Origin of the sequence: Kosakonia pseudosacchari, assembly GCF_015167415.1 — a bacterium.
GTDB lineage: Bacteria > Pseudomonadota > Gammaproteobacteria > Enterobacterales > Enterobacteriaceae > Kosakonia > Kosakonia pseudosacchari.
In genome coordinates this window covers 1,596,698-1,613,373 of the sequence record NZ_CP063425.1, presented here as the reverse complement: position 1 = coordinate 1,613,373, position 16,676 = coordinate 1,596,698, and the positions used below count along the sequence as shown (strand labels likewise).

The following is a 16,676-nucleotide window of genomic DNA, read 5'->3' as shown; positions in this document are numbered from 1 at the left end:
TCCTTAATGAACGAAATGTTTCCATTAGCAAGCGCCGCCGGGATGACCGTCGGCCTTGCCGTTTGTGCGCTGATCATCGGCCTGATTCTGGCGATGATCTTTGCCGTTTGGGAGTCCGTTAAGTGGCGCCCGATTGCCTGGATTGGCACCGCGCTGGTCACCGTACTGCGTGGCTTGCCGGAGATCCTGGTGGTTCTGTTTATCTATTTCGGCTCGTCACAACTGCTGCTGACGCTCTCTGATGGTTTCACCATCAATCTGGGCGTGGTGCAGATCCCGGTGCAGATACAAATTGAGAACTTTGATGTCAGCCCGTTTCTGTGCGGTGTGATTGCGCTCTCCCTGCTGTATGCGGCTTACGCCTCGCAAACCTTGCGTGGTGCGATGAAAGCTGTACCGGACGGGCAGCGGGAATCCGGCCAGGCGCTGGGTTTGTCAAAGGGGGCTATCTTTTTCCGCCTGGTTATGCCGCAAATGTGGCGTCACGCGCTGCCGGGGCTGGGTAACCAGTGGCTGGTGCTGCTGAAAGATACCGCGCTGGTATCGCTGATTAGCGTGAACGATTTGATGCTGCAAACTAAAAGCATTGCTACCCGTACGCAAGAACCTTTTACATGGTATATCGTGGCGGCGGTGATTTACCTGGTTATCACCCTGTTAAGCCAGTGGGTGCTTAAACGCATCGATATGCGCGCGACCCGCTTTGAACGGAGGCCGGAATAATGCTCGAGTTTTTACCAGAGCTGTTCAAAGGCCTGCACACCAGCCTGACGCTCACCGTGGCGTCGCTGATTGTGGCGCTGATCTTATCGCTGCTGTTCACCATTGTGTTGACGCTGAAAACGCCGGTGCTGACGCACATTGTGCGGGGCTATATCACGCTGTTCACCGGTACGCCATTGCTGGTGCAGATCTTCCTGATTTACTACGGCCCCGGGCAGTTCCCGTCGCTGCAGCACTATCCGGTTATCTGGCATCTGCTCTCTGAACCGTGGTTGTGCGCACTGCTGGCGCTGTCGCTGAACAGCGCGGCATACACCACGCAGTTGTTCTATGGCGCGATCCGCGCCATTCCGGACGGGCAGTGGCAATCCTGCGGCGCGCTCGGGATGAGCAAAAAAGACACGCTGGCGATTTTGCTGCCTTATGCATTTAAACGCGCGCTGTCGTCCTACTCCAACGAAGTGGTGCTGGTGTTTAAGAGTACCTCGCTGGCGTACACCATCACGTTAATGGAAGTGATGGGCCACGGCCAGTTACTGTATGGTCGCACTTATGACGTCACCGTGTTCGGTGCCGCCGGGCTGATTTATCTGGTGGTCAACGGGCTGTTAACACTGATGATGCGCCTGATTGAGCGTAAAGCGCTGGCATTCGAACGACGTAACTAATTTGCATAAATAGTAAGCAAGGGCGAGCTAATTGATTCATTACTCGCCTTTTTTATTTCCATGAAAATATATTTAAGCATTTTTATTGAATATAAATTCATTTAATGGCATGGTTAACGTCACGCTTTAGACACGGCAACAACAATAAGATTGACCGACAGGAGTTCGATAATGAAAAAACTGCTACTCGCCGCCCTTCTCGCTTCATTCGCCGCTGGTGCTTCTGCAGCAGATAAAATTAACTTCGGTGTTTCCGCTACTTACCCGCCATTTGAATCGATGGATGCGAGCAACAACATCGTCGGTTTTGATATCGACCTGGCAAACGCCCTGTGCAAACAGATGCAGGCTGATTGCACGTTTACCAACCACGCATTCGACAGCCTGATCCCGTCGCTGAAATTCAAAAAATATGACGCAGTGATTTCCGGTATGGACATCACCCCGGAACGTAGCAAACAGGTCGCTTTCACCGACCCGTACTACGCTAACTCCGCGCTGGTGATCGCCAAAAAAGATGCTTTTAAATCTTTTGATGATCTGAAAGGCAAACGTATCGGCATGGAAAACGGCACCACCCACCAGAAATACCTGCAGGACAAGCACCCGGAAGTGAAAACCGTGGCTTACGACAGCTACCAGAATGCGATTATCGACCTGAAAAATGGCCGTATCGATGGCGTGTTCGGTGATACCGCGGTGGTCAATGAGTGGCTGAAAACCAACCCGCAACTGGGTGTCGCAACACCGAAAGTGACCGACCCGCAATACTTCGGCACCGGCCTTGGCATTGCGGTGCGCCCGGATAACAAAGCGCTGCTGGAAAAACTGAACGCCGCGCTGAAAGCGATTAAAGCTGATGGTACTTATCAGAAAATCAGCGATCAGTGGTTCCCGCAGTAACGCATATTGGTTGTGATAAAAAAGCCGCTCTCGCGGCTTTTTTATTGCTTCACCAACAGCGCCAACACCTCATAATGCGCGGTATGCGGGAACATATCGAACAGTTGAACGCGCTCAATGCGATAACCCGGCAGCAGGCGAATATCTTTCGCCATCGTGCTGGCGTTGCAGCTGGAGTAGATGATGTACGGCGGTGCCATGCGGCTTAAATAGTCGCACAGCGCCGCGCCAATCCCGCGCCGCGGTGGGTTGACCAGCACCAGCTCAGGAATGTCGTGCGAAGCGGTAGCAAACCGGGTTGAATCCAGCGCCTGGAAGTGCAGGTTTTGTAAACCAAGCGCCTGCGCTGATTGTGTGGCGCAGGCAATCGCTTCCGGGGCGATTTCAATACCCGTCAGCCGCATCTCCGGTGTTGCGCAGTGCAGACCAAAACCACCGACGCCGCAAAACAGATCCCACATATGGTTAACCGGCAGCGTTCGCACCCAATCGCGGGCGATCGCATACAACGCGCTGGCAACGGCCGGGTTAGTCTGGAAAAAGCTCTGCGGGCGGATCCACAGCGGCACGCCGTTAAAGTTTTCCGCCAGCGCCTGCTGTTCGGTGAAAAAAATCTCCGTCTCGCCTTCCATGATCGCCATATGTACCGGCTGGATATTGGCGGAGATCACTTTCAGTTGCGGCAATTGCGCCTGAAGCACAGGCAAGGCCGCGCGCAACTGCGCAAGTTTCGCCTCCGAGCGCAGCACAAAGCGCAGCATCATGCCTCCATCCAGCTGGCTTTCGGTCAGCAGCAGGTATTTCAGCTCACCACGTTTACGCGCCACGTTGTAAGGCGTTAAACCGGCGCGGGCAATAAACGGTTTGAGCGCGGCAAAAACCGGGGCAAAAGAGTGCGGGTAGAGTGGGCAGTCGGTCAAATCTTCGGGCGTACCATCGCGATGCAACATGCCAAGCAGCGGTTTTTCCACACTGCCGCTGACCACCATTTTGGCTTTATTACGAAATCCCTGCTCCGGGCCACTTACCGGCGAACACCAGCTGGCAACAGGCAAGCCATCCAGCAGCGTGTGGAGATCGTCCATTTTCGCGGTAAGTTGCTGTGAGACGGGTTGTTCTATCCATTGACAGGAACGACAACGACCAGCGTCAAAGAGAGCGCACTGCATAGTAAAGCCTTTCATTTTGCGGGGCCGGGATTGTACCACCGTTATTGCAGGCGGAAAAAGCGTCGGCTGGGCGCAGGAACAAACAGCAGGAATAACACCAGCAGATCGGGGAGTTTTTGCATCACTAATGCGTGGAAAATCTCACGTCGGGAGCTACCGGCAATGCTGAAGAGCTCCGGGTAACCATACCCGAGTGAAGCGGCCCATAAATAACCGGTTGCCACCACTTGCGTGCCGAGATAGAGCCAGCGCGCCCAGCGTCGCCCTTTAACCACCGAGAAAGCACAGAGAATTTCGATGAACACTAAAAACAGGCTGCCAAGGAAAACCAGCGTCAGGCTCCAGGTCTGCGCGCTGCGCTGCACAAAATCGAGCAGGCCACGCCATCCCAGCAAATTAAACACCATCAATACATCAACGCAGCGAATCATAATAATGGCGATGGCCGCCACCTGCACCAGTGCCGGCACATTCAGTTTCGCGTGATGAACGGTTTTCTTGAAGAACCCCAATCCGATGATTTCCCTGTGAAAAATGCCGCGACAAGCGCGGCATCAGCAACACAATTTCACGATTCTAATAAGTTCAGCCTTGTCTTGCACGCTGGATATCACGGATCCGCTGTTTTTCTGCCCGCGCCATTAAATACCAGGCGATAAAACCAACAATCCCGACCACGCCAAGGATAAGTGTCGCCAGCGCGTTGATTTCCGGGTTAACTCCCATACGCACGCTGGAGAAGACCAGCATCGGCAATGTCGTCGCTCCCGGCCCCGAGACAAAACTGGCGATCACCAGGTCATCCAGCGACAGGGTAAACGCTAAAAGCCAGCCGGAAACAATCGCCGGCATGATCATCGGCAGCGTGATGACAAAGAACACTTTTAGCGGCGTCGCACCCAGATCCATTGCAGCCTCTTCAATAGAGCGATCCAGTTCGCGCAGGCGCGAGGAGATAACCACCGCAACATAAGCGGTACAGAAAGTCACGTGCGCCAGCCAGATAGTGAGCATCCCACGATCGGCGGGCCAGCCAATGGCATGCCCGAGCGCGACAAACAGCAGCAGCAGCGACAAGCCAGTGATCACATCCGGCATCACCAGCGGTGCCGTTATCATAAAGGCGAAGCCGTTTGAGCCACGAAAGCGACCAAAACGCACCATTACCACCGCCGCGATAGTGCCCAGCACCGCCGCCATTGTTGCCGCGCAGGCGGCGATGGTCAGGCTTAAACCCACCGCACTCATCATCGCGTCGTCGTGAAACAGCTCGCCATACCAGCGCGTCGACCAGCCCGCCCACACGGTCACCAGCCTTGAGCTGTTAAAGGAGTAAATCACCAGCATCAGCATTGGCGCGTACAGGAAAGTAAAACCGAGCACAAGAATCAAAATGCGCCACGGAGAGCGCACTACCGGTAAGTTGTTCATGCGTGGTCCTCCCCTTGTTTCTGCTGATGTTTGTGGAACCACATGATCGGCACAATCAGCAACAGCAGCATAATCACCGCCACCGCTGAGGCCACCGGCCAGTCGCGGTTATTAAAGAACTCCTGCCACAACACGCGACCAATCATAATGCTGTCCGGGCCGCCGAGCAGTTCCGGGATGACAAACTCGCCAACCGCCGGGATAAACACCAGCATCGAACCGGCGATAATCCCGCCTTTGGTCAACGGCACAATCACGCTAAAGAAGGTTTTCAGCGGGCGCGCTCCGAGATCCAGCGAGGCTTCCACCAGCGAATAGTCGATACGCGTCAGCGCGGTATAAATCGGCAGCACCATAAACGGCAAATAGGCGTAAACAATGCCGATATAAACCGCGAGGTTGGTATGCAGAATCGTCAACGGTTGATCGATAACCCCCAGCCACATCAGGAAGTTATTCAACACACCGTTGTTTTTCAGGATCCCCATCCACGCATACACGCGGATCAGAAACGACGTCCACGACGGCAAAATCACCAGCAGCAGCAAAATATTGCGCGTCGACGCTTTGCTGTGCGCCACCGCCCAGGCCAGCGGATAACCGAGCAACAGACAGCAAATTGTTGAGACTGCCGCCACCTGTAACGACTGCAGATAGGCTTCGAAGTAAAGCGGATCGTCGGTAAGTTGCAGGAAGTTGCCAATATTCAGCGTTACCGTCAGTTGGCTGTCCGCCCACTCGATAAGATCGGTATAGGGTGGGATCTGCCGCGCCATCTCTGCAAGGCTGATTTTGAACACAATCAAAAACGGCAGCAGAAACAGCAAAGTCAGCCAAATATAGGGCAGCGCAATAACCAGTTTGCGCCCGTGACGCATCTGCATGCGCCCCAGCCATAACGTAAAACCGCCCGGTTTTTCGACGCGGGACGGTGGCTCCAGTGTACTCATCGCCGCTCCTTAAACCGTCAGAACCACACAACTATCGGCATCCCAGCAGAGGCGAACTTCATCGCCCCAGGTTGGCGCGCCTTTACGGTAGCGATGCGCGTTCTGCAACTGGGCGCTGATCATCTGCCCGCTTTGCAAACGCACGTGATAAATAGAGAGGTCGCCAAGGTAGGCGATATGCACCACTTCTCCGACGGCAAAGTTATAGCCATCGGCCGGCGGATCGTCACAAAGCATGATTTTTTCCGGGCGCAGCGCCACATACACCGGTACGTTATCCAACACCGATGCATCGGCATCCACTTTCAGCGGATGCACCAGCCCCGGCGAGTCGATCACCAGACCATCTTCCTGACGCTCTTTCAGCAGCCCTTCGAACACATTCACCGAACCGATAAACTCAGCGCTGTAACGCGTGGTCGGGTGCTCATAGATCTCTTCCGGTTCGCCGATTTGCACAAACTTACCGCGGTTCATGATGGCGATACGCCCGGCCATGGTCATTGCCTCTTCCTGGTCGTGGGTCACCATGACGCAGGTCACGCCAACGCGCTCAAGAATATCGACCACTTCAAGCTGCATCCTGTCGCGCAGCTTTTTATCCAACGCGCCCATCGGTTCATCCAGCAGCAGCAGTTTCGGCCGTTTCGCCAGGCTACGTGCCAGCGCCACGCGCTGACGCTGGCCGCCTGAAAGCTGGTGCGGCTTACGTTTGGCATACTCACTCATGTGCACCAGGTGCAACATTTCAGCCACGCGGCTGGCAATTTCCGCTTTCGGCAACTTGTCTTGTTTAAGACCAAAAGCAATGTTCTGTTCCACCGTCATATGCGGGAAGAGCGCGTAGGACTGGAACATCATATTGATCGGGCGCAGATAGGGCGGCACATGCGCCAGGTCTACGCCATCGAGCATGATTTGCCCATGGGTAGGCAGCTCAAAACCGGCGAGCATGCGCAGCAATGTTGATTTACCGCAGCCGGACGCGCCAAGCAGGGCAAAAATTTCACCTTTATAAATGGTCAAACTGACATCATCAACGGCGTGCTGACCATCAAAGGATTTGGTCAGATTGCGAATTTCCAGCAGCGGCGTCAGATCCTTACGGCTCTTCGCCTGTGGGCGGGGGATAGCGTCATTCACTCAAATGCTCTCCGGCAAAAACATCAACCCGTTTCAACGAGTTGTCGTACAAATGACTGGACAGAGGCGCATCACCTCTGTCCATTTTTGGGGCAGGCGCACCGCCACGGTGCAGCCTTATCACCACTCAGGTGATTGAATTATTTGCCGCTTTTAACTTTAGTCCATGCGCGCGTTCTCACGCGGTCGATTTTCGGATCCTGAACTTTCAGCGTAAAGAGTTTGGCGAAAACATCCGGCGGCGGGAAGATAGCCGGGTTATCACGCACTTCCGCGCTGATCAGCGGAACAGAGGCTTTGTTACCGTTCGCGTAGAACACATGATCGCTGATATGGGCAATCACATCCGGGCGCATCAGGTAGTTGAGGAACTGATACGCTTCGTCTTTGTTTTTGGCGTCAGCCGGCATCGCGAAGACGTCGAAGAACGCCAGCGCACCCTCTTTCGGAATGGTGTAAGTGATATTTACGCCATTCTTCGCTTCTTTCGCACGGTTTGCCGCCTGCCACACATCACCCGCCCAGCCGATAGCCACGCAAATGTCGCCATTTGCCAGGTCATTAATGTACTGAGAAGAGTGGAAGTAACGAATGTTCGGACGCAGTTTTAACAGCAGGTCGGTTGCGGCAACGCTGTAATCATCCGCTTTGCTGCTGTTCGGATCTTTGCCAAGGTAGTTCAGCACGGTGGCAAAAATCTCTTCCGGCGCATCGAGGAATGAGACGCCGCAGCTTTTCAGTTTTTCCAGGTTTTCCGGCTTCAGCACCAGATCCCAGCTGTTTACCGGCGCGTCTTTGCCGAGCGCGGCTTTCACTTTGTCAATGTTATAGCCGATACCGGTGGTTGCCCACAGATACGGGATAGCGTATTTGTTGTCAGGGTCGTGCTTAGCAACCATCTTCAGCACGTCCGGATCGAGGTTTTTCCAGTTTGGTAGTTTGCTCTTATCAAGCGGCTGGAACACGCCGGCGGCCAACTGGCGCTCAAGGAAACTCGCGGAAGGTACCACCAGATCAAAGCCGGTGCTGCCCGCCATCAGTTTGCCTTCCAGCACTTCGTTGGAGTCAAAGACGTCATAAACAACTTTGATGCCGGTCTCTTTTTCAAAATTCGCGACGGTGTCCGGCGCAATATAATCAGACCAGTTATAAACATGCAGTGTCTTTTGCTCGGCTGCGAGCGTGCTGGCAGAGACAGCCATCAACGCACCCGCGACAAGACCTGATACCCATTTTTTGCTCAAGGCGGTCATATCTCATTCCTTCTGGAAAGTCCGTTAACATACGAACTAAATGTACGCATCATAAGATATGCAAGAATCATGCATATTTTGTCACTCTGCACAGCCCCGGAGAAGAAAACGCTTCCGGCTGACACCGCATGCTGTTTTAAGCATCGCAAGAATAACTGTAGCCAGGGTTTGAGGCTATAGGGCGGATTAAAAAACGCCTTTTATCAATTTTTTATGCAGGATACGTCTATGTGATAAGCCGTTACGCGAGGAATAGCGGTGAAAAATTCTTTAAGGAAAGGTTAATAGCAGAATAAAAATATTTATTATGCAGCCGCCATGGCAGCGACTGCGCTAATGCTGCACAGAGTCAGTGGAGAAAATTGTGCGACTCTTCACCAGGCGCCATCTCTTCTTCGCCAGGCGTAAACAGCAGTTGATGTGCGTTAGCTTCCATAATGACCATGGAAATCTGCTCTTCACTCTGGCGCATAAACCAGGCGAACTGTTCAAATGTTATGCCAGGCCCGACGCATAAAGACTGGCAGACCACCAGCTTCGGCAGATTATCATCCTGAATGTCGAGAAATGCTTTCACGGTCAAAGAACTGGCATTAATGGCGGAGAGATCGGCGGCCAGCGCCAGCAGTGCCGACGGTTTGACTTCAGCCATGGCGGTAAACAGCACAACGTCATTAACAAGGTCGACTTTTGCATCAAACACGCCATCAAAATTTTGCATGTGCGGCAGATGCAGCGCCTGGCAGTTATCGCACTCAAAAAAATTAATGCCCAGTTCATCCAGCCAGTGACGCAGCGTGTCCAGACCCGGAACGACGAGTGAATCCATAAAGCAGTGCTCTCTTAGTGAAAAAATTGGCCATAGCTTACGCAAAAAGGCCAGAACGTACCATTCATTGCGCGGGAAATCGTCTCAGCCGCCAGTTTTCAGGCAAAAACCCGGCGTTGCCTGGCGTTCGATCCACTGGATCATGCGACCCGCAATATCGATACCAGTGGCTTTTTCAATGCCTTCAAGCCCCGGTGAGGCGTTAACTTCCATCACCAGCGGGCCGCGTTCGGCGCGCAGGATATCGACGCCAGCCACATCCAGCCCCAGCGTTTGCGCGGCAGCCAGCGCGATTTCACGCTCGCGCGGAGTGATATGCGCCACCAGCGCCTTGCCGCCGCGATGCAAGTTGGAGCGAAAATCGCCCTCTTTTGCCCGGCGTTCAATGGCGGCGACCACTTCATTGCCGACGACCAGACAGCGAATATCGGTTCCCTTCGCTTCGGCAATAAATTCCTGCACCAGGATGTGTGCATTCAGACCACGAAAAGCATCAATCACGCTCTCTGCCGCCTGGCGGGTTTCCGCCAGCACCACGCCGATGCCCTGCGTGCCCTCCACCAGCTTCACCACCAGCGGCGCGCCGCCGACCATATCAATCAGATCGCTGGTGTCGTCCGGTGAATGGGCAATGCCGGTTACCGGCAAATCAATCCCCTGGCGCGCCAGTAACTGCAACGAACGCAGCTTGTCTCTGGCGCGGGTGATCGCCACCGATTCATTGAGCGGATAACTGCCAAGAATTTCAAACTGACGCAGCGCAGCGGTGCCATAGAAAGTGATGGCCGAGCCGATACGCGGGATAACCGCATCGAAATGCGGTAGCTGGCGGCCTTTGTAGTGAATAGACGAGGCCGCCGGGCTGATATTCATATAACAGGAAAGCGGATCGAGGATCTCGACCAGATGGCCGCGCTGCATCGCCGCTTCGCGCAGGCGTTTACACGAATAGAGCGTTCCATCCCGGGACAATATGGCAATTTTCACCCTGCACCTCTCTAAAAAGACCTGTCAAAGCAGGCGTATGATACACGCAGCGACGTGCAGGATGAACGGGAATTAGCGTGTCGCCCATCCCTGTTTATGCAAATAATCGAGAATAAACGGACGGCTCTCTTTAATGATGGTGCGGCGAATATGGTCGCTCCAGGTGTCACGCCGCGTATTGCTGTCGCGGGTCATATAGTAGTGGGCGATCTCCTCGTCGTATTGCGCCAGCACCTCTTTATCCAGCGGCTGATAGCGGTTTTCATGCACCACCAGTTGCGCAGGCAGACGCGGCTTCTTATCCGGCGCATCCGCCGGCCAGCCAAGACACAGACCAAACAGTGGCAGCACATGTTTTGGCACCTGCAACAGCTCACCTACGGCTTCAATGCTGTTACGAATTCCGCCGATATAAACGCCGCCAAGCCCGAGCGATTCTGCCGCAGTAAACGCGTTTTGCGCCATCAGCGCGGTATCCACTACGCCGAGCAGCAACTGCTCAGCAAGCCCGGGGTTCGCCTCGGGGCAAATTTCGAAATTGCGGTGGAAATCCGCGCAGAACACCCAAAACTCCGCCGCCTGCGCCACGTGTTGTTGCCCGCCGGTAAGCGTCACCAGTTGCTCGCGTAGCGCAGGATCGGTGATGCGAATTATCGAGCTGCATTGCAAAAAGCTGGAGCTGGATGTTGCCTGTGCGCTGGCGATAATCGCCTCACGCTGCGCCTGGGTAATCGGTTGATCGGTAAAATGGCGAATGGAGCGATGAGCGCACAGCAATTCAATAGTTGGTGTCATGAATAATCCCCCAAATAAACAAGACCCTCAGTATAGGCGAAGCCTGCATCCTCGTTGTATCCGCAATTTGCGCTGAAAGGTTGTAAAGATTAAAGCAACAGGCATAACCTGCTTTTCATTACGCGCAGTTATGGTCATGATAACCGGCAGTTACCTTCAGATTCGGGAGAGAGTATGTTTGCTGTAATTTTTGGTCGCCCTGGCTGCCCATACTGTGTACGTGCAAAAGAACTGGCAGAAAAACTGACCGCCGAGCGTGATGACTTCAACTATCGCTACGTGGATATCCACGCGGAAGGCATCACTAAAGCCGATCTGGAAAAAACCGTTGGAAAACCGGTGGAAACCGTTCCGCAAATTTTTCTCGACCAGAAACATATTGGCGGCTGCACAGATTTCGAAGCCTACGCCAAAGAACATTTCGGTCTGTTTGCCTGAACCGATCAACGCCCTCTAATGGAGGGCGTTTTATTTTTTGCAGCGCAGAATTTTCCGCATAAATAGGTAGAATAAGCCGCCTATTCCGCACCAGAAAATCGCGCTGAATAACCAGGCGATAACCTGCCAGTGCGACTGCGAAGAGGCTAACTGCAGGTGAATCAGCACGTAGCAGAATGGCGCAGCCAGCACGGCGCCGAAAAGCGGCACGAGCGCTTTGCGTCGGCGAGCAATCCCCCCACCGACAATGCCGGGAAGCGTGAAAAGCAGTAAGCCTAATTCAGGATTACCGGACACGGGTAGTGCGCCTTTCATATTTATGACCAGCAAAAAACACACCGCAATAAAAAGTAATGCGCAGCAAATAACGCCAATCCGACTTCGCCTGTTCTTCAAACACGCCTCCTGACTTTTTCTCTATCGCACTAACAACTCGTTCAAAAGAATGTCCGGACAGATAAAGCGTTGCGGCAATCCGTGCCAGAAAAGCACCCACGTAAATACGCGATTCTCACTAGCCGTTGTAATCTAATACGATTAAACTAGCGGCCTGTTTTTGTTTTGTGGGGAGTGTCTGGTGTTGCACCGCTTTTTTCATACGCCAGCGCATGGACAAAACACTAGCTCAAATAACCATTTCTTTCAACAGCTTACAAGTAAACAAGAAGTTAGCCTCCGTGAATATAAACGTCGCAGATTTGTTAAACGGGAATTACATACTGTTATTGTTTGTCGTTCTGGCACTTGGACTTTGCCTCGGTAAATTACGACTGGGTTCTGTTCAACTCGGTAATTCCATTGGCGTTTTAGTGGTTTCATTATTATTAGGCCAGCAGCATTTCAGCATTAACACGGATGCACTTAACCTTGGCTTTATGCTGTTTATTTTTTGTGTCGGTGTTGAAGCCGGGCCAAACTTTTTCTCTATTTTTTTCCGCGACGGTAAGAATTACCTCATGCTGGCGTTGGTATTAGTTGGCAGCGCGCTGTTAATTGCGTTAGGCCTTGGCAAACTGTTCGGCTGGGATATTGGCCTGACGGCAGGCATGCTGGCCGGTTCGATGACCTCCACTCCTGTTCTGGTGGGCGCTGGCGACACGTTGCGCCATTCTGGTATGGAAAACGGGCAACTCTCCAGCGCGCTGGATAACCTGAGCCTCGGTTATGCCCTGACGTATCTGATTGGTCTGGTGAGCCTGATTTTCGGCGCACGTTATTTGCCGAAATTGCAGCACCAGGATTTACAGACCAGCGCCCAGCAGATCGCCCGTGAACGCGGTCTGGATACCGATGCGCACCGTAAAGTTTATCTGCCGGTGATCCGCGCCTACCGCGTGGGGCCGGAGCTGGTGGCATGGGCCGACGGTAAAAACCTGCGCGAGCTGGGGATCTACCGCCAGACAGGGTGTTATATCGAACGCATTCGCCGTAACGGCATTCTCGCCAGCCCCGACGGTGATGCCGTGCTGCAAATGGGCGACGAAATTTCGCTGGTCGGTTATCCGGATGCGCACGCGCGCCTTGACCCGAGTTTCCGTAACGGCAAAGAGGTGTTCGACCGCGATCTACTCGACATGCGTATCGTCACCGAAGAAGTGGTGGTCAAAAACCACAACGTGGTGGGCCGTCGTCTGGCGCAATTGAAGCTGACCGATCACGGCTGCTTCCTCAACCGCGTGATCCGCAGCCAGATTGAGATGCCAATTGACGACAATATTGTGCTCAACAAAGGCGACGTTTTGCAGGTCAGCGGCGACGCGCGACGCGTGAAAACCATTGCCGACCGCATCGGCTTTATCTCTATTCACAGCCAGGTTACCGACCTGCTCGCCTTCTGCGCGTTTTTTATTGTCGGCCTGATGATCGGTATGATCACCTTCCAGTTCAGTTCGTTCAGCTTTGGCGTCGGTAACGCTGCCGGCCTGTTGTTCGCCGGGATCATGCTCGGCTTCCTGCGTGCCAACCACCCGACTTTCGGCTATATCCCGCAGGGTGCGCTGATGATGGTGAAAGAGTTTGGCCTGATGGTATTTATGGCGGGTGTGGGTTTAAGCGCCGGCAGCGGCATCGGCAACGGTCTTGGTGCGGTGGGTGGCCAGATGCTGATTGCCGGACTTATTGTCAGCCTGGTACCAGTGTTAATTTGTTTTCTGTTTGGCGCATATGTGCTGAAAATGAACCGTGCTTTGCTCTTTGGCGCGATGATGGGCGCACGCACCTGTGCCCCGGCGATGGAGATCATCAGCGATACGGCGCGCAGCAATATCCCGGCGCTGGGCTATGCGGGAACCTACGCCATCGCCAACGTTCTGCTGACGCTTGCGGGGACGTTGATCATCATTATCTGGCCGGGTCTCGGATAAGTCTGAAGCTGAGAAATATTTCAGTTATGCGCAGAACTTTTTTGTGGGGCGTCAGTCATAACTAGTGCCACTGCTTTTCTTTGATGTCCCCATTTTGTGGAGCCCATCAACCCCGCCACTTAGGTTCAAGGTTGATGGGTTTTTTGTTGCCCTTTTTCCATTCTCCCCCTCGATTTGACCCGCTAAGAAGCCTGTGTTTCGCTTTCCATCTGTATCTGGCGAAGCAACCAGGATTTGGTAATATCGATACCGAAAACAGCATAACTTGATATAACGGAGAAACAATGAAAGCGGAAGAAAACATACTCGAAAACTGGCTTAAAAAATCATTATGGCGTGATATCTTTTATAAAATCGGCATGTGGTGTGTTATTTCCATTATTTCATTTTATATTGCAGCAAAAACAGCGAATTTTGACATCGCAAAATATCTGCTTAATTTCCTGGATAAAAGTATGCCGCAAGTTAATTACGGCTGGATGGTATTATTTATTATTATCCCGGTCTCCTTTTTCATGAAAGATATGGAAGCAATGAAACCCGATGTCTGGGGAATGGAGACCCTGCGAGGCAAGTGTGGCGCAGCACTGCGCAAAGTCACCTGCGATCTGCTGTTGTGGTCCAGCGGGATTTCTACAGCGTTACTGACAACATCATTAATTGCGCTCACGATTCTTTTTTACAGAGAGCAACAAGTGGCCTATAAAAATTTCGCGCAGGTCACTTTGATATTAATGGTATTGTTCATTTTCTTATGCGCCAACGTGTGGTGTTATTTCATGTTAAAACGTGACAAAGCGGCCCTTTTTTCCATTATGAATAGCCAGCGCGGAGTAAAATTAGGGTATTTCTTTATTATGCTTTTGTGCCTTTACGATATACATGACATTTCTGCCGATATTGACAAAAAAGCGACAGTTGAACAATCGCAGCCAAAAACGTCTTAAAACGCCACACGAAACCATATCGCCCACAGCACATAAACGCCACCCGCTAGAAAGCAGAGTCCGTAGGCCCGTACAATTCCCGGTTCGTGGTGCAGGTAGAATTTAAGCGGGTTGCGGTGCAGATTGGCGGCGTTATAGGTTTTATGAAAGTGCGTCATCTGTTGCGCCCCTTTGCTGATAAGCCCCAAGAAAAAGCTCACCGTTATGATCATGACAAACGCCATATAACACTTCAAAAACAGTCTGAGACCGGTAAAAACCCACGGGCCAGAGTCTCTGCTGACAACCGCAATGCCGTGCTTTTTCAGCATAATGGCGGCACCACTTAACATCAGATGCACCAACAGGAAAAGGCCAAAATGTTTCGCATTTGTGGCAAAGGTATTTTTTAAAGTGATCCCAAAGATCCAGGCAAAAAACGCTGCCACGGATATCAGCCACATTACCGTGTTTAAAAACATTCTATTCCTTTTCAACAGGTTGTTTGATTTTCCTATTTTTGCATTAATACTAAAGCGATCGCCAGCGCCTCGTTTTTCATTGTGCTCTTTTTAACCATCACCCGACACTACAAGGAACCCCACAATGCTGATTTACAACGTTTTTGGCCGTTACATAGGTGTGAAACGCGTGGCGGATGACTGGCACGTATTCCGCGTGGACAGAAACGAAGGCAAGTATTCGCGGCTTTATAGCATCATCGTTCCGGGTGAATTAAGCGAAGCGGAGATCCCCGGCTGGCTGGGAGATATTTTCCATGAGGCCGCAACGGAACAACATCCCGATGTTCTTCGCGTGGAATAAAGGAACAGAAAATGTGTGCACAGTGGTACAGCCAAGGCCCGTTCGATGTACGTCTGGAGTGGGGTTTAGCCGCAGCGGAGCAGCTGGCGCGGGAAGCCGACTGCGTAGTAATCGTCGATGTGATGTCGTTTTCCACATGCGTAAGCATCGCCACCGATAACCAGGCACTGATTTACCCGTGGCCGTGGAAAGATGCCAGTGCGCAGCGCTACGCGCAGGAAAACCACGCCGATGTCGCCAGCTTCAACCGCACCTTTGCTGGTGGCCAATATACGCTCTCGCCCGCCTCGCTACTGCCTATTCCCGCCGGATACCGGCTGGTGCTCCCCTCGCCTAACGGTTCCACCCTTTCGTTTACAGCGCGCGATTGCGGCGCCGCGGTATTTAGCGGGTGTTTTCGCAACCGACTGGCGAGCGCCAAAGCTTGTGCAGGTTTTGAACGCATTTTGCTGATCCCGGCCGGAGAACGCTGGCCGGATGGCAGCCTGCGCCCGGCGGTGGAAGATTATCTGGCTGCGGGCGCCATTATCGCTGCACTTGGCAAGCGTAAACTCTCGCCTGAAGCGCAAGCAGCAAAGGCCGCATTTCAGGGCGGCGACGTCAGTAATCTCTATCACTGCGCATCCGCTAATGAACTCCACGCACGGGGTTTTTCAGCGGACGTAGAACTGTGTCTCGCGCTTGACGCAAGCCATCACGCCTGCGCATTAATCGACAACGCGTATCGCTCACTGCCCGGCGAGACGCCCAATCATTAAGCGAATGGCTTCGCGGCTAAGCGGCTCCCGGTCAACCACAAAATGCAGCGTCATCCCTTCGATAAACGCATCCAGCGCACGTGCCGTTGTCGGTTCAAACCAGTGCTCCAGCGTGGTCTGGCTGGTGCACATCCAGTCTTGCATCACCCTTTTCAGCGTGGGCTGGCGGCTCATAAACGCGTACAGTTGGTACATCAGTTCCATATTGCGCGCGGTGGTCACCTGGGCGCTATAAATCAGCTCGGTTAGTGCCTCACAGGCTTTGGCTGGACTGTCAACGCCGTCGAAAAACGCGGCATATTGCGCCGACATCTGCCGCGTAAACAGGCTGAAAGCCTCTTCTAACAACGCATCGATACCGGAAAAGTAATAGGTCATTGAGCCCAGCGGCACATCTGCACAGCTGGCGATTTTACGGTGCGTCACCGCCTGAATCCCATGTGCGGCAATGGTATCCAGCGTCGCTTGCAGAATGCGATCACGCCGCTGCGGGTCGTTGGGTCTTCGGGCCATAG

General features: G+C 53.1%; 20 protein-coding genes. 8 read left to right on the top strand and 12 right to left on the bottom strand.

Going from position 1 to position 16,676, the window contains the following annotated elements:
* The first annotated feature begins 6 nt into the window (after positions 1 to 6).
* The 3 genes from artQ to artJ all read left to right on the top strand — a co-directional run bounded on the left by artQ (position 7) and on the right by artJ (position 2,294).
* On the top strand, positions 7 to 723 hold the full coding sequence (artQ, locus tag IP581_RS07520; protein ID WP_193822167.1) for an arginine ABC transporter permease ArtQ: 717 nt from the start codon (positions 7 to 9) through the stop codon (positions 721 to 723).
* The gene (artM, locus tag IP581_RS07515) at positions 723 to 1,391 is read left to right on the top strand and encodes an arginine ABC transporter permease ArtM (RefSeq protein ID WP_086871845.1); all 669 of its coding nucleotides are present in this window, start codon (positions 723 to 725) and stop codon (positions 1,389 to 1,391) included. The genes artQ and artM overlap by 1 nt, the downstream gene beginning before the upstream one ends.
* A gap of 171 nt (positions 1,392 to 1,562) precedes the next feature.
* Positions 1,563 to 2,294 (top strand): arginine ABC transporter substrate-binding protein ArtJ, encoded by a 732-nt coding sequence (artJ, locus tag IP581_RS07510; protein ID WP_086871843.1) that lies wholly within the window; start codon positions 1,563 to 1,565, stop codon positions 2,292 to 2,294.
* Positions 2,295 to 2,335: 41 nt separating this feature from the next.
* Here the strand turns inward: artJ and rlmC are convergent, their stop codons facing one another.
* From rlmC to nfsA, 9 genes are all read right to left on the bottom strand, one after another.
* Positions 2,336 to 3,463, bottom strand: a complete 1,128-nt coding sequence (rlmC, locus tag IP581_RS07505; protein WP_193822166.1) for a 23S rRNA (uracil(747)-C(5))-methyltransferase RlmC — start codon at positions 3,461 to 3,463, stop codon at positions 2,336 to 2,338.
* A 41-nt stretch (positions 3,464 to 3,504) separates the two neighbouring features.
* Positions 3,505 to 3,975 carry a YbjO family protein gene (locus IP581_RS07500; protein ID WP_086871839.1) on the bottom strand — a complete coding sequence of 157 codons (471 nt, stop codon included), beginning with the start codon at positions 3,973 to 3,975 and terminating at the stop codon, positions 3,505 to 3,507.
* Between the two features lie 73 nt (positions 3,976 to 4,048).
* Entirely contained in the window at positions 4,049 to 4,894 is an 846-nt protein-coding gene (potI, locus tag IP581_RS07495) for a putrescine ABC transporter permease PotI (RefSeq protein WP_017456138.1), read from the bottom strand.
* Entirely contained in the window at positions 4,891 to 5,844 is a 954-nt protein-coding gene (gene potH / locus IP581_RS07490) for a putrescine ABC transporter permease PotH (RefSeq protein ID WP_086871837.1), read from the bottom strand. The genes potI and potH overlap by 4 nt, the downstream gene beginning before the upstream one ends.
* A gap of 9 nt (positions 5,845 to 5,853) precedes the next feature.
* Positions 5,854 to 6,987, bottom strand: a complete 1,134-nt coding sequence (gene potG / locus IP581_RS07485) for a putrescine ABC transporter ATP-binding subunit PotG (RefSeq protein WP_193822165.1) — start codon at positions 6,985 to 6,987, stop codon at positions 5,854 to 5,856.
* Between the two features lie 140 nt (positions 6,988 to 7,127).
* Complete coding sequence (potF, locus tag IP581_RS07480; RefSeq protein WP_017456135.1) at positions 7,128 to 8,240, bottom strand: spermidine/putrescine ABC transporter substrate-binding protein PotF; 1,113 nt, start codon at positions 8,238 to 8,240, stop codon at positions 7,128 to 7,130.
* Positions 8,241 to 8,589: 349 nt separating this feature from the next.
* Positions 8,590 to 9,069: a type III secretion system chaperone family protein gene (locus IP581_RS07475; protein ID WP_175272604.1), complete on the bottom strand. Its 480-nt coding sequence runs from the start codon at positions 9,067 to 9,069 to the stop codon at positions 8,590 to 8,592.
* Positions 9,070 to 9,153: 84 nt separating this feature from the next.
* Entirely contained in the window at positions 9,154 to 10,056 is a 903-nt protein-coding gene (gene rimK / locus IP581_RS07470) for a 30S ribosomal protein S6--L-glutamate ligase (RefSeq protein WP_086871830.1), read from the bottom strand.
* A gap of 72 nt (positions 10,057 to 10,128) precedes the next feature.
* A complete protein-coding gene (gene nfsA, locus IP581_RS07465) occupies positions 10,129 to 10,851 on the bottom strand; it encodes an oxygen-insensitive NADPH nitroreductase (protein WP_086871828.1) in 723 nt (240 codons plus the stop codon).
* A gap of 174 nt (positions 10,852 to 11,025) precedes the next feature.
* On the opposite strand from nfsA, the gene IP581_RS07460 reads away from it, so the two are divergent.
* Positions 11,026 to 11,289, top strand: a complete 264-nt coding sequence (locus IP581_RS07460; RefSeq protein ID WP_017456131.1) for a GrxA family glutaredoxin — start codon at positions 11,026 to 11,028, stop codon at positions 11,287 to 11,289.
* Between the two features lie 30 nt (positions 11,290 to 11,319).
* On the opposite strand, the gene ybjM is transcribed toward IP581_RS07460, so the two are convergent.
* Entirely contained in the window at positions 11,320 to 11,685 is a 366-nt protein-coding gene (gene ybjM, locus IP581_RS07455) for an inner membrane protein YbjM (protein WP_193822164.1), read from the bottom strand.
* A gap of 281 nt (positions 11,686 to 11,966) precedes the next feature.
* On the opposite strand from ybjM, the gene IP581_RS07450 reads away from it, so the two are divergent.
* Both IP581_RS07450 and IP581_RS07445 read left to right on the top strand, forming a co-directional pair.
* Positions 11,967 to 13,652, top strand: a complete 1,686-nt coding sequence (locus tag IP581_RS07450) for an aspartate:alanine antiporter (RefSeq protein ID WP_020457185.1) — start codon at positions 11,967 to 11,969, stop codon at positions 13,650 to 13,652.
* 284 nt (positions 13,653 to 13,936) lie between these two features.
* Positions 13,937 to 14,599, top strand: a complete 663-nt coding sequence (locus IP581_RS07445; protein ID WP_193822163.1) for a hypothetical protein — start codon at positions 13,937 to 13,939, stop codon at positions 14,597 to 14,599.
* Here the strand turns inward: IP581_RS07445 and IP581_RS07440 are convergent.
* Complete coding sequence (locus IP581_RS07440; protein ID WP_086871822.1) at positions 14,596 to 15,060, bottom strand: hypothetical protein; 465 nt, start codon at positions 15,058 to 15,060, stop codon at positions 14,596 to 14,598. The two genes, IP581_RS07445 and IP581_RS07440, sit on opposite strands and share 4 nt — an antisense overlap.
* A 124-nt stretch (positions 15,061 to 15,184) precedes the next feature.
* Between IP581_RS07440 and IP581_RS07435 the strand changes: the two genes are divergently transcribed.
* Together IP581_RS07435 and IP581_RS07430 are read left to right on the top strand one after the other, a co-directional pair.
* Complete coding sequence (locus IP581_RS07435) at positions 15,185 to 15,403, top strand: DUF7661 family protein (protein ID WP_086871820.1); 219 nt, start codon at positions 15,185 to 15,187, stop codon at positions 15,401 to 15,403.
* An 11-nt stretch (positions 15,404 to 15,414) separates the two neighbouring features.
* Entirely contained in the window at positions 15,415 to 16,161 is a 747-nt protein-coding gene (locus IP581_RS07430; protein ID WP_193822162.1) for a 2-phosphosulfolactate phosphatase, read from the top strand.
* On the opposite strand, the gene IP581_RS07425 is transcribed toward IP581_RS07430, so the two are convergent.
* Positions 16,132 to 16,674, bottom strand: coding sequence for a TetR/AcrR family transcriptional regulator (locus IP581_RS07425; RefSeq protein ID WP_086871816.1), 543 nt, complete (start codon positions 16,672 to 16,674; stop codon positions 16,132 to 16,134). The genes IP581_RS07430 and IP581_RS07425 overlap by 30 nt on opposite strands.
* Positions 16,675 to 16,676: the final 2 nt, after the last annotated feature.